The organism is Amycolatopsis sp. NPDC049252 (genome assembly GCF_043197175.1).
Lineage (GTDB): Bacteria > Actinomycetota > Actinomycetes > Mycobacteriales > Pseudonocardiaceae > Amycolatopsis.
Genome location: NZ_JBICSQ010000012.1, coordinates 67,024 through 79,195, shown reverse-complemented (window position 1 = coordinate 79,195; position 12,172 = coordinate 67,024). Strand labels below are relative to the sequence as shown.

Below are 12,172 nucleotides of genomic sequence, written 5' to 3'. Positions count from 1 at the left end.
GTGTTTGTGCTGGAGGGATTGGTAGTTATTCTGATAGTTTGTGTTACCCTGTTACCCCCCTAACGACCGCGGTCAGCTCGTGTGCTGTGGCAGCACGGCGAACGCCACTCCGCCGGCGTCGTCCTCCTGGACGTCGAGCACCTTGTCGTCCAGCAGCGCCGCTGCCTGGGGTTCGAGGAACACCTTCGGTCCCTCGTCGGCGCCGAGCACGCTGTCACCTTCCGCGGGCTCCGGCGCCACGGACAAGGCCAGCTGGGCGCTTTCGCCCTCGGCGTTCTGGACCGCCAGGCGGAGCCCGGCGTCTCCGTCGCCCTGGCTGGTCAGTGCGGTGATCGCCTCGGCGGCGGCTTCGGTCACGGTCAGCATCTTCGGCCTTCCCTTCGTCGCGGTCCGATGCACTCGGGGTCCCACGCTAAATGCGTCCGAACGGGCGCGCAGTGTGAGCGGATCAGCCCTGCCGGGCCTCGCGGATGGCGTCGGCCACCGAGCCGCCGGCGTAGTCCGCCCGCTCGCCCGGGTCCGGGTCGGCGTGGCGGTGGGGCAGCTCGTCGTCCGGGGTCACCTGCTCGTAGTCCGCCGGTGCGTCCTCGACGGTCTCGTCGAGCTCGGCGGCCGGGGTCGCGGCGAGCGGGCGGTCCGGGATCGGGTCCGGCTCGGTGTCCGGTTCCTCCTCCGCGAGCCGCTGCTCGATCGGCTCGCCTTCGCGGACTTCGCCGGCCGTCGTGCCGAACCGGTCGGCGGCGCTCCAGTGTTCGGGCGGTTCGACGCCCTCCTCGAGCGGGTCGACGCGCAGCTCGTCCTCGTCCAGCGCCTCGCTGGGGCTCAGGCTTTCCGAATCGGCCGCGTCACGGTCACTCACTGGTTTCTCCCGGCGCGTAAGAAGGCGCGTAGTAGGTAGTCATCCCCCGCGACCTACCCGGGCCGCCGGAGGGCGAAACCCCGGCGATGTCGCCGGGATCACATTTCTTCAACGGGTTTAACATATTCACAAGTTTGTGAAGGCGGAGTAGCTTCGGATCATGGCCACCACCAGGTGCGCACCCGATCATCGGCCGTTCGCGACCGATCCGGAACGCCACCACGAGCTCGGCACGCACGCGGCGTGGTACGTCGTGGCCGGCGTCGTGACAACCGGCGTCCAGGCCGTTCTGTTCCTCCTGCTGCGCGACCAGCTCGGCTCACAGGTCGCGAACCTGGTCGCGATCGCGCTGACGACGGTCGGGAACACCGAGTTCCACCGCCGCGTCACCTTCGCCGGGCGGCGGAGCAACGCCGGGAAGCGGCACCTGCAGGACCTCCTCACCTTCGCCTTCTACGCCGGGTACGGCTCGGCCGTGCTGGCGATCCTCGACGCCGTCGTCGACCGGCCGACGTCGTGGGAGGAGACGGGCACGCTGCTGCTGTCCAGCCTGGTCGGCGGGTTCGTGCGGTTCGCCGTGCTGCGCTGGTGGGTGTTCGCGCACGGCTCGGAAGAAGCGGAACAGGCCACGGCCGCGCACAGCGGCTAGCGTCTGCGGACGTGGCTCCGCAAGAAGAAATCAAGCCCCACTCGGGCGGCACCGAACCGGACTACCGCTTCACGCTGGCCAACGAACGGACGTTCCTGGCCTGGCTGCGCACCGCCCTCGGGCTGCTCGCGGGCGGGGTGGCGGTGCACCAGCTCATCCCCGCCCCGGCCGGGGCGAGCGCGGTGCTGGCGAGCCTGTGCGTCGTCCTGGCGGCCGCCCTCGCGGCGAACGCCTACCCGCGCTGGCGACGGGTCCAGATCGCGATGCGGGCCGGCGAGCCGCTGCCGCGGAGCCTGATGATCGTGGTGCTGACGGCGGGCTTGTTCCTCTTGATCGCGGCGGCGGCCGTGCTGCTGGTGCTGTCGTGACCGCCCGTTCCGTTCACTCTTCTGTGACGGCCACCACATCGCTTGGTCACCGTGCGTGGCCGCCCCCATCACCAGTTTTCGCCTCGAAGACCCGGGTTCACGCTGTCGGTACTTCTACCGCCACAGCGCTCCACGAAACCGGATTATTGGAGATTCACGACTACTCCGGTGCAGGCGCACGTGCAGCCGCACGTACCGACGGGTACGGCGCCGCTCGCGGCGAGCCTCCCGTGACCCTTCGGTCCGCGATGTCACCCGGCCTCACCACCGCCACGAGCGCCGCACGGGGCGCGCCGGCCGTTCGCGACCGGCCGAGCACCACTCCTGCCCAGGCAATCGGGCGGGTGCGGCCGTGACGACGCCTGGCGGGGCCCAGGCCGAGCGGACCGGGCTCGCGTGGCGGCGAACGGTCCTGGCCTCCGCCGCTTGCACCACGTTGCTGCTCCACATGGCCGCACAACGCCACTGGGGAGCCGCTTTGGTGCCCGTTTTGCTCTCGGCGGGGACGTCCGCCCTGCTCGCCGTGGCCGGCGTGTACCGCGAACGGGCCCTGCGGGTCGCCGAACCGGGGGCCATGCCCCGGGCGCTTCCGGCGGCAGTGTCGCTCGCCGTGACCGCCACCGCCACTTCCGTGTTCATCCTCCACTGAAGGGTGAACTCGGCACATCCTGAAAGCGATTAATCGCAATGTGAGGCGTCTGGTCGCGGTTGCATCACGGTCGCTCCTGCGAACGGGGTATTGGTGGTTGAAATCTGGACTGATGGCCTGGGAGGTGCTTACGATTACCCAGCGTCGCACGGAACGCAGGACGGGTCGGGTCTCCCGGAGTACCTGCGAGCACACCGTTACGGAGAGTTGAACCCCCGGCAGCGACGGTCGAGGGTCGGCCGGGGAGACGACCATGACAGCACCGCCCAGGACCACCGAGGAATCCACCACGGAGGTTCGCGATTATCGCACTCCGGAGTCCTTGCCCCGGCCTGGCGGGCGATTGACGAAGGAAGATCTCGACCCCCTCGTCAAGGACGCGGGCGAGGGCAACCCCGCCGCCGTCCACACCCTGCTCAAGATGATCGAGCCGGTGGTGGTGCGCTACTGCCGCGCCCGGATGGGCGGGCGTGACCTCTCCTACCTGTCGGCCGACGACGTCGCCCAGGAAGTGTGCCTCGCGGTGCTGAAGGCCCTCCCGGACTACCAGGACCGGGGCGGCTCCTTCCTCTACCTCGTGCACGCCATCGCGGCCAACAAGGTCGCCGACGCCTACCGCGCCGTGGCCCGCGACCGCTCCGAGCCCGTTCCCGAGCTCCCCGAGCGCCCGCTGGTCGGCAACGAGCCCGAGACCCGCGCCCTTTCGCTCGACCTCGGCGCCCGTCTCGGCCGGCTGCTCGCCACGCTGCCCCGGGTGCAGCAGGAGATCCTGACCCTGCGCATCGCCGTCGGCCTGTCCGCGACGGAGACGTCCGAAGCGCTCGGCATCTCACCCGGCAACGTGCGCGTGACGCAGCACCGCGCGCTCACCCGCCTGCGCGGGATGATCCGCGACGACGAGTTCTGACCTTTCGCACCGGCGGGCGGGGAACCTCTCTTACCCCCTGGGGGACGTTCCCCGCCCGCGTCCAACTCAGTTCAGGGCGTAGACGCTCCGGGCGTTGTGCTCGAAGAACGCCAGTCGCTCGGGGTCCGAGAGCGAGCCCGTGAGCGAAACCGCCGCGTCCAGGACCACCTCGTACGCCGCGGCCAGTTCGCACACCGGCCAGTCGGAGCCGAACAGCAGCCGTGCCGGGCCGAACGCGTCCAAGACGTGGTCGACGTAGCGGCGCAGGTGCCCGACCTCCCAGCCCGACCAGTCCGCCGCCGTGACCAGGCCGGACAGCTTGCACACGACGTTCTCGCGTTCGGCGAGCGCGGCGACCGCGGACGCCCACGGCTCCCACCCCCGCGCCGCGATCGGCGGTTTCGCCGCGTGGTCCAGGACCAGCCGCAGGCCCGGCAGCCGCAGCGCCACCTCGCCGGCCGCCGCGAGCTGCGCCGGCCGCACCAGCAGGTCGTACACCAAACCCGCGTCGGCGACCGCGCTCAACCCCGCCACGATCTCCGGGCGCAGCAGCCAGTCGTCGTCCGGCTCCTCCTCGACCTGGTGGCGGATCCCCACCAGCGGCCCCAGCTCGCGCAACGCCGCCAGCCGGTCCGCGACGTCCGGCGCGGCCAGGTCCACCCAGCCGACGACGCCGGCGATCACCGGCTCGGCCTGCGCCGTCGCGAGGAACTCCTCGGTCTCCTCCTGCGCCGACACCGTCTGGACCAGCACGGTCGCGTGCACCCCGGCCGCCTTCGTCACCGCGCGCAGGTCGTCGGCGGTGTAGGGACGGCGGATGGGGTCCATCGCGGCACCCGCCATCCACGGGTACTCGCGCCGCGACGGGTCCCAGAGGTGGTGGTGCGCGTCGATCATGCGACTCCTTCGGCGATGACGACGTCGGCGCGCAGCAACCCGGCGTCGACGAGTTCGGTCCACAGCTGCGGCGGCACGGCGGCCCGGGCCCGCCGCGCGTTCACGCTCACCTGCTCCGGATCATGCGCGCCGACGACGACGGACGCCACCGCGGGATGCGCCATCGGCATGGCCAGCGCGGCCTCCGGCAGTTCGACGCCGTGTTTCGCGCAGATCTTCGCGATCCGGCTCGCCCGCTCGACCAGCTCGGCCGGCGCCTCGGCGTAGTCGTAGACGCTGCCGGGTTCCGCGGTGGCCAGGATGCCGCCGTTGAACGCGCCGCCGACCACCACCGTGACGCCGCGCTCGGCGCACAGCGGCAGCAGCTCGTCCAGCGCGGGCTGGTCGAGCAGCGTGTAGCGGCCGGCCACCAGCACGACGTCGAGGTCGGTGCGGCGGACGAACTCGCCCAGCATCGGGGCCTGGTTCATCCCGGCGCCGAACGCGCCGATCACGCCCTGCTCCCGCAGCTCGCGCAACGCCGGAAAGGCGCCGCGCAGGGCCTCCTCGAAGTGCTCGTCCGGGTCGTGGACGTAGACGATGTCGACCCGGTCCAGGCCGAGCCGGGTGAGACTGTCCTCGAACGACCGCAGGACGCCGTCGCGGCTGAAGTCCCAGCGGCGCTTGTAGGCGGCCGGGACGGCGAAGCCCTCGCTGTCCTTCTCGCCGGCGCCGCCCGGGTTCGGCTCCAGCACGCGACCGACCTTCGTGGACAGCACGTACTCGTCGCGCGGGAACTCGCGCAGCGCCGCGCCGAGGCGGTTTTCGGACAGGCCCAGGCCGTAGTGGGGCGCGGTGTCGAAGTAGCGGACGCCCTCGTCCCAGGCGCGCCGGACGGTCGCGGCGGCGGTCTCGTCGCTGATGGCGTGGTACAGGTTGCCCAGCTGCGCGCAGCCGAGACCGAGCGGGGACAGGGAGAGGTTCACGCGGTCACTCCTTCACCGGCAGTTCCCAGACCAGCCCGATGCCGGTGTCGTCGCCGGAGTAGTCGTCCTCGACGGCCAGCAGCTCGGCCATCCTGGCCTGCCACGGGACGTTGGCGGGGTGGTCCCGCAACGCCGCCCGCATCGCCGCGTAGTCGTCGACTTCGAGGACGTGGAACAGGTCGAGACCGTTACGCCAGATCCGCCAGGTGCGGACGCCGGCCTCGCGCAGCGCGACGTCCAGCTCGGGCGGGATCACCGCGTGGACGGACTCGTAGTCGGCCTCCTTGCCGGGTTTCAGCTTCGTGTGGAGAGCCACTCTTTGTGGTGCGGGACCGTGGGTCATGACCACTCCTTCGCCGGGACATGGCACGCTGGGGAGTAACACCCAAACATCCGAGGTCTGTTGCAGGGAAGGGCGGACACGATGCCCGTCACCGATGTCGCGATCGACAAGATCAAGGACATGATCATCTCCGGCGAGCTGGCGCCCGGCGACCGGCTGCCGAAGGAGGCCGAGCTGGCCCAGCGGCTCGGGCTTTCGCGCAGCTCCCTGCGGGAGGCCGTCAAGGCGTTGTGCCTGATCCGGGTGCTCGACGTGCGCCAGGGCGACGGCACGTACGTCACCAGCCTCGAGCCGAACCTGCTGCTCGACGCCATGACGTTCGTGGTCGACTTCCACCGCGACGACACCGTGCTCGACTTCCTCGCGGTGCGGCGGATCCTCGAGCCGGCCGCGACCGCGCTGGCCGCGCTGCACATGAGTGACGACGACATCGCGGAGCTGGGCACCCTGCTCGGGGAGCTGGCCGACTCGCCGACCGTCGAGGCCCTCGTCGCCAACGACCTGCAGTTCCACCGCAAGATCGCCGACGGGTCCGGCAACCCGGTGCTCTGCTCGCTGCTCGACAGCCTCTCCGGGCCGACCGCCCGGGCCCGGATCTGGCGCGGCCTCACCCAGGAGGGCGCGGTCGCGAAGACCCGGGAACAGCACTCGGCGATCTACGAGGCCATCGCGGCCCGCGAGCCGGAACTGGCGCGCTCGTGGGCGACCGTGCACGTCGCGGGCGTGGAGCAGTGGCTGCGCAACGCACTGGGCACGGCCGACGACCCGACGACCCCGGACCTGGCCGCGGAAGCCTCCTGACGCCACCGGCACCTCCTCGCGTGGTCCGTGAATGGCACATCGAGGGACTCTAAGTCCCTCGATGTGCCATTCACGGACTTGGAACGTCGGATGATCACAGGGAACGGCTCAGGTTTGGGGTTTGCCGCCCGCGTACCGGGCGATGATCAGCGCGACCAGGATGATGGCGCCGTAGATGGCCCCCTGCCACTCCGCCGTGACGTGCGCGTAGTTGAGCAGGCTGGACACCGACGACAGCAGCAGGACGCCGGTCAACGCGCCGACGAGGGTGCCCTTGCCGCCGTCGAGCGAGACGCCGCCGATCACCGCGGCCGCGAAGACCTGCAGGATCAGCCCCGAGCCCTGGTTCGCGCCGAGCGCGCCGACGTAGCCCGTGTAGGCCAGGCCGCCGATCGCCGCGAGGATGCCGGCGACGACGAACACCGCCCACGCGATCCGGTCGACGCGCACGCCGGCCGCCCGCGCGGCTTCGCGGTTGCCGCCGATCGCGTACAGCGCGCGGCCGACGCGGTGGTAGCGCAGCACCCAGCCGGCGACCGCGAACAGCACCGCGGCCAGCCACACCGACATCGGCAGCCCGGCGAACGTCGTGGTCGCCAGGTTCGTGAACGAGTCCGGCAGGTTGAACAGCGTCTTGCCCTTGGTCGAGCCGACCTGCACGCCGCGCAGCACGGTGAGCATGGCGAGGGTGACGATGAAGGCGTTCAGCTTCAGCTTCACGATCAGGAAGCCGTTGACGAACCCGACGAGCGCCCCGCACAGCGGGATCACCAGCAGGCCGACGGCGGCGGGCAGTTCGACACCGAAGCCGGCCGACGCCGCCGGGATCACCACCATCGCGCCGAGCGCGGGCGCCAGGCCCATGGTGGATTCCAGCGACAGGTCGAACTTCCCGGTGATCAGCACCAGCGACTCGCCGAGCACGACCAGCGACAGCGCCGCCGACGCCGTCAGGATGCTGACGATGTTGTTCCAGCCGACGAACGTGTCGTCGACCAGGCCGCCGATGACGAACACCACGACGAGCGCGGGCAGCAGCGCGAGTTCACGCAGCCAGCCGGCTTTGCGGCGCCGGGGCGGGGCGGGCAGCTCCGTCTGCGGATCGGTCATCACGTCGGTCACGAAAGCTCGACTCCTTCGATGTCGGCCACGAGGTCGCCGTCGGACCACCCGGCCTGGTGCTCGGCGACCACGGCCCCGGCGCGCAGCACCAGGACCCGGTCGCTCAGGCGCAGGTCGTCCAGCTCGTCGCTGACGATCAGCACCGCCTTGCCTTCGGCGCGCACCCGGTCGACGACCGCGAGCAGCGCCTCCTTCGACTTCACGTCCACCCCGGCCGTCGGGTTGATCAGCACCACGACCCGCGGGTCGCTCGCCAAGGCCCGCGCGAGGACGACCTTCTGCTGGTTGCCGCCGGACAGGTCCGACACCGGCTGCTCGGCACTCGCGGCGACGATGCCGTAGTCCGCCAGGGCCTGCGACGCCTTGGTGAACCGCGTCTTCGGCGACGCGATCCCGCCGCGGCCCATCTTGTCCAAAATGGACAGCGTGGTGTTGTCCATGATCGGGTGCTCCAGCACCAGGCCTTCGTGGTGCCGGTCGCGCGGCACGCAGCCGATCCCGGCCTTCAGCGCCGCCGGGATGTCGCCGGGCCGCAACGGCCGGCCCTCGACCCGGACCGTGCCCGCCGACGGCGTCCGCAGGCCGTAGACCGTCTCGGCGACCTGGTGCTTCCCGCTGGCGTTGCTGCCCGCGAGCCCGACAACCTCGCCTTGGCGCAGCCGGAAGGAGACGTCAGTGAAGCTGTCCCCGGACAGCCCCTCGACCTGCAGGATCTCCGCCGCGTCCGCCTCCAGGGCGTCGCGCGTGGCGGCGTCGCGGACGGACAGGCCGCCCGGTTCGCCGGTCATCGCGTCGACCAGCTCGGCCCGGCCGACCTCGGCCACCGGGGCGGTCAGCACGTGCTTCGCGTCGCGCAGCACCGTGACCGCCTGGCAGACCTCGTAGACCTCGTGCAGGTGGTGCGAGATGAACAGGAACGTCACGCCGCCCGCCTGCATCTGGCGCATCCGCTCGAAGAGCCGCTCGATGGCCTGCTTGTCCAGCTGCGCGGTCGGCTCGTCGAGCACGATGAACCGGGCGCCGTAGGACAGGGCGCGGGCGATCTCGACGAACTGCCGGTCCTCGACCGACAGTTCGCCGGCCGGGGTGTCGACGTCGACGTGCACGTCCCACGACCCGAGCAGCTCTTCGGCCTGCCGCCGCAGCTTCTTCCAGCCGATCGAGAACCCGCCCCCGGCCTGCCGGTTGAGGAACAGGTTCTCCGCGACCGTCAGCTGCGGGACGACCATGGCGTGCTGGTAGACGCAGGCCACCCGCGCCTTCCAGTCGTCCTGCTTGGTCAGCGGCGGGGCCGGCTCGCCGCCGAACTCGACGTGCCCGGTGTCCGTGGCGGACAGGCCGGTGAGGATGGAGACGAGGGTCGACTTGCCGGCCCCGTTGCGCCCGACGAGCGCGTGCGACTCACCGGGGTTCACCGCCAGGCTGACGTCGTGCAGCGCCACGGTCGGGCCGTAGCGCTTCCCGACGCCGCGGGCGCTGACGACGGGGCTCACAGGTTGTTCCCCCACAGGGCCTTGTCGTCCACGTTCGCCTTGGTGATGACGGGCGCGGGCAGCTGGTCCTCGAGGATGCCGGGGCTGATCTCGACGATGGTGCTGCCGTGGTCGGTCGGGCCCGGCTTGAACGTCTCGCCCGCCATGGCCTTCTTCAGCCAGTACAGGCCGTACTTCGCGTACGCGTCGGCGGGCTGGGACACCGTGGCGTCCAGCTCGCCGGCCCGGATCGCGGCCAGCTCCTGCGGGATGCCGTCGTTGGACACGAGCACGATGTGCTTCGGGTCACCGACCGGGAAGGAGAGGTTCTTGCGCTTGAGGGCCTGCTCGGTCGGGGCCAGGTAGACGCCGCCGGCCTGCATGTAGACACCCTTGATGTCCGGGTTCGCCGTCAGCATGCTGTCCAGACCGGAGGACGCTTTGTCGGCCTTCCACTCGGCCGGGATGTCCAGCACCTGGATGCCCGGGTACTTCTGCGCCATGCAGGACTTGAAGGCCTCCGAGCGGTCGCGGCCGTTGACCGAGGCGAGGTCCCCCTGGATCTGCACGACCTTGCCGGACTTGACCTTCTCGCCGATCGCGTCGCACGCCTTGGTGCCGTAGGCCTTGTTGTCGGCCCGCACCACCATGGCGACCTTGCCGCTCTCGGGGGCGACGTCGACCGCGACCACCGGCACGCCCTTGTTCTCCGCCTGCTTGAGCCCGGCGACGATCGCCGCGGAGTCCAGCGGCGTCACGACCAGGCCCTTGACGCCCTGATTGAGGAAGGTGCCGATGTCGGTGATCAGCTTCGCCGGGTCGCTGTCGGCGTTGACCGTCGGGAGGACGTCGACGCCCTCGGACTTGGCCATCTGCGGGACGTAGTTGTTGTAGGCCTGCCAGAACGGCGAGGTCAGCAGGGGCAGGGTCGCCCCGACCTTGCCGCCGGGGCTGCCGCCGGCCGCGGGCGCCGACGCGTTGTCCTTAGTGGACCCGCAGGCGGCCAGCACCAGGCCGCAGACGGCGGCCGTGGCGGCCACCTGGATCACCCTGTTACGCACTGCATCCTCCTTGATGACAGCGAAAAAGTCTGTTCAGTCGTGGTGCACGGGCCCGCGCGGGCGCAGGCCGTACATGCCGCCGTCGACCGCGAGCGCGGTGCCGGTGGTCGACGCGGAAAGCGGGCTGGCGAGGTAGACGATGGCGTTCGCCACCTCGTCGGCGGTGACCAGGCGGCCCATCGGCTGGCGGGCGGCCAGCGCCGCGCGTTCGGCCGCCGGGTCGCCCGCGGAGTCGAGCAGCCGGCCCACCCAGGGGGTGTCCGCCGTCCCGGGGCACACGCAGTTGACGCGGATCCGGTCGGGCAGGTGGTCGGTCGCCATGGCCAGGGTCAGCGAGAGCACCGCGCCCTTGGTGGCCGAGTACAGCGCGCGGTGGGGCAGGCCGGCCCAGGCCGCGATGGAGCAGGTGTTGACGATCGCCGCGGACGGCGAGTTCCTGAGGTGCGGCAGGGCGGACCGGGCGAGCCGGACCATGCCGACGACGTTGACGTCGAACACGCGGTGCCACTCGTCGTCGCCGTTGGCGGTGACGTCGCCCTGGGCGCCGATGCCGGCGTTGTTGACGAGGATGTCGAGGCGCCCGAAGCGGTTCACGACGGCGTCGACGGCCGAGCGCACTTCGTCGTCCGAGGAGACGTCACAGCGGAAGCCGTCGTCACCCGGTTTCAGGTCCAAGACCGCCACCTGGGCGCCGCGTTCGGCCAGCAACGTCGCCGTCGCCAGGCCGATCCCCGAGGCGCCTCCGGTGACGGCGGCCACCAGGCCCTCGAATTCACTCACTTGCGGTCTCCGTCCATTCGGGACCGTCCGGGAAGCGGAACCGGCGCAGCGTGGCGTCGTGCATGCGCGCGGAGAACCCGGGGGCGGTCGGGGCGAGGTACCGGCCACGCTGCACGACGGCCGGGTCGGTGAAGTGCTCGTGCAGGTGGTCGACCCACTCGATGCTGCGGTCCGCGTCGGTGGCCGACACGGCCACGAAGTCGAACAGCGACAGGTGCCGCACCAGCTCGCACAGCCCGACCCCACCGGCGTGCGGGCACACCGGGACACCGAACTTCGTGGCCAGCAAAAGGATCGCCAGGTTCTCGTTGAACCCGCCGACGCGGGCGGCGTCCAGCTGCAGCACCGAGATCGCGTTCGCCTGCAGCAGCTGCTTGAACATCACCCGGTTCTGGACGTGCTCGCCGGTGGCCACGCGGATCGGCGCAAGCGCTTTCGCGATGGCGGCGTGCCCGAGGATGTCGTCCGGGGACGTCGGTTCTTCGATCCAGTACGGGTCGTACGGCGCGAGCGCGGTCATCCAGGTGATCGCGGCGGAGACGTCCCAGCGCTGGTTGGCGTCGACGGCGATGCGGATGTCGTCGCCGACCGTCTCGCGGGCGAGCTTCATCCGGCGGACGTCGTCGTCGAGGTTGCCGCCGACTTTCAGCTTGATCATGTCGAAACCGTCCGCGACGGCCTGTTCGGACAGCCGGACCAGCTTCGCGTCGGCGTAGCCGAGCCAGCCGGGTGACGTGCTGTAGGCGCGGTAGCCGCTGGCTTCCAGCTGCGCGGTCCGCTCGGCGCGGCCGGGCTCGGCGGCGCGCAGGATGTCGAGAGCTTCGGCTTCGGTGAGCGCGTCGGAAAGGTACCGGAAGTCGACCAGGCTGACCAGTTCTTCCGGCGTCATCCGCGCGGCGAACTTCCAGACGGGCAGCGCGGCGCGGCGCGCGGCGAGGTCCCACGCGGCGTTGACCACCGCGCCGACCGCCATGTGCGCGACGCCCTTTTCCGGGCCCAGCCAGCGGAACTGCGAGTCGCCGACGAGCGTGCGAGACAGGTCGCCGAGCCCGGCGGCGTCCTCCGGGACGTCCCGGCCGACGACGTGTGGCGCGAGCGCGCGGATCGCGGCGGCCTGGACGTCGTTGCCGCGGCCGATGGTGAACGCGAGGCCGTAGCCGTCCGGGCCGCCGTCGGTGTGCAGCACGACGTAGGCCGCGGAGTAGTCCGGGTCGGGGTTCATCGCGTCCGAGCCGTCCAGCTCCCGCGATGTCGGGAACCGGACGTCGAGGACCTCCATGCCGATGATCTTCGCCATGG

The 12,172-nt window shown here is 71.0% G+C and carries 15 protein-coding genes; 5 read left to right on the top strand and 10 right to left on the bottom strand.

Annotated features, from left to right (window positions below):
- Positions 1-72: 72 nt before the first annotated feature.
- Complete coding sequence (locus ACGFMK_RS17000) at positions 73-366, bottom strand: iron-sulfur cluster biosynthesis family protein (protein WP_247062237.1); 294 nt, start codon at positions 364-366, stop codon at positions 73-75.
- Positions 367-448: 82 nt separating this feature from the next.
- Positions 449-859, bottom strand: a complete 411-nt coding sequence (locus ACGFMK_RS16995; protein WP_392763467.1) for a hypothetical protein — start codon at positions 857-859, stop codon at positions 449-451.
- A 160-nt stretch (positions 860-1,019) separates the two neighbouring features.
- On the opposite strand from ACGFMK_RS16995, the gene ACGFMK_RS16990 reads away from it, so the two are divergent.
- From ACGFMK_RS16990 to shbA, 4 genes are all read left to right on the top strand, one after another.
- A complete protein-coding gene (locus tag ACGFMK_RS16990) occupies positions 1,020-1,508 on the top strand; it encodes a GtrA family protein (RefSeq protein ID WP_392763464.1) in 489 nt (162 codons plus the stop codon).
- Positions 1,509-1,519: 11 nt separating this feature from the next.
- Positions 1,520-1,876 carry a YidH family protein gene (locus tag ACGFMK_RS16985; protein ID WP_392763461.1) on the top strand — a complete coding sequence of 119 codons (357 nt, stop codon included), beginning with the start codon at positions 1,520-1,522 and terminating at the stop codon, positions 1,874-1,876.
- A 352-nt stretch (positions 1,877-2,228) separates the two neighbouring features.
- A complete protein-coding gene (locus ACGFMK_RS16980) occupies positions 2,229-2,525 on the top strand; it encodes a DUF202 domain-containing protein (protein WP_392763459.1) in 297 nt (98 codons plus the stop codon).
- Positions 2,526-2,778: 253 nt separating this feature from the next.
- Complete coding sequence (shbA, locus tag ACGFMK_RS16975) at positions 2,779-3,432, top strand: RNA polymerase sigma factor ShbA (protein WP_392763457.1); 654 nt, start codon at positions 2,779-2,781, stop codon at positions 3,430-3,432.
- A 66-nt stretch (positions 3,433-3,498) separates the two neighbouring features.
- On the opposite strand, the gene ACGFMK_RS16970 is transcribed toward shbA, so the two are convergent.
- The 3 genes from ACGFMK_RS16970 to ACGFMK_RS16960 are packed head-to-tail and all read right to left on the bottom strand — an operon-like array spanning position 3,499 to position 5,637.
- Entirely contained in the window at positions 3,499-4,329 is an 831-nt protein-coding gene (locus ACGFMK_RS16970; protein ID WP_392763455.1) for an amidohydrolase family protein, read from the bottom strand.
- The gene (locus ACGFMK_RS16965; RefSeq protein WP_392763453.1) at positions 4,326-5,294 is read right to left on the bottom strand and encodes an aldo/keto reductase; all 969 of its coding nucleotides are present in this window, start codon (positions 5,292-5,294) and stop codon (positions 4,326-4,328) included. The genes ACGFMK_RS16970 and ACGFMK_RS16965 overlap by 4 nt, the downstream gene beginning before the upstream one ends.
- A gap of 4 nt (positions 5,295-5,298) precedes the next feature.
- A complete protein-coding gene (locus ACGFMK_RS16960; protein WP_392763451.1) occupies positions 5,299-5,637 on the bottom strand; it encodes an L-rhamnose mutarotase in 339 nt (112 codons plus the stop codon).
- Positions 5,638-5,718: 81 nt separating this feature from the next.
- Between ACGFMK_RS16960 and ACGFMK_RS16955 the strand changes: the two genes are divergently transcribed.
- Complete coding sequence (locus ACGFMK_RS16955) at positions 5,719-6,438, top strand: FadR/GntR family transcriptional regulator (protein WP_392763448.1); 720 nt, start codon at positions 5,719-5,721, stop codon at positions 6,436-6,438.
- Between the two features lie 108 nt (positions 6,439-6,546).
- On the opposite strand, the gene ACGFMK_RS16950 is transcribed toward ACGFMK_RS16955, so the two are convergent.
- From ACGFMK_RS16950 to ACGFMK_RS16930, 5 genes are read right to left on the bottom strand one after another with little or no spacing between them, the layout of a single operon-like run.
- A complete protein-coding gene (locus ACGFMK_RS16950; RefSeq protein ID WP_392763445.1) occupies positions 6,547-7,560 on the bottom strand; it encodes an ABC transporter permease in 1,014 nt (337 codons plus the stop codon).
- Positions 7,557-9,053, bottom strand: a complete 1,497-nt coding sequence (locus ACGFMK_RS16945) for a sugar ABC transporter ATP-binding protein (RefSeq protein WP_392763443.1) — start codon at positions 9,051-9,053, stop codon at positions 7,557-7,559. Before ACGFMK_RS16945 ends, ACGFMK_RS16950 begins: the two co-directional genes overlap by 4 nt.
- The gene (locus ACGFMK_RS16940; protein WP_392763684.1) at positions 9,050-10,081 is read right to left on the bottom strand and encodes a sugar ABC transporter substrate-binding protein; all 1,032 of its coding nucleotides are present in this window, start codon (positions 10,079-10,081) and stop codon (positions 9,050-9,052) included. The genes ACGFMK_RS16945 and ACGFMK_RS16940 overlap by 4 nt, the downstream gene beginning before the upstream one ends.
- 45 nt (positions 10,082-10,126) lie before the next feature.
- On the bottom strand, positions 10,127-10,873 hold the full coding sequence (locus tag ACGFMK_RS16935; RefSeq protein WP_392763440.1) for an SDR family NAD(P)-dependent oxidoreductase: 747 nt from the start codon (positions 10,871-10,873) through the stop codon (positions 10,127-10,129).
- Positions 10,866-12,170: an enolase C-terminal domain-like protein gene (locus tag ACGFMK_RS16930; RefSeq protein ID WP_392763437.1), complete on the bottom strand. Its 1,305-nt coding sequence runs from the start codon at positions 12,168-12,170 to the stop codon at positions 10,866-10,868. The genes ACGFMK_RS16935 and ACGFMK_RS16930 overlap by 8 nt, the downstream gene beginning before the upstream one ends.
- Positions 12,171-12,172: the final 2 nt, after the last annotated feature.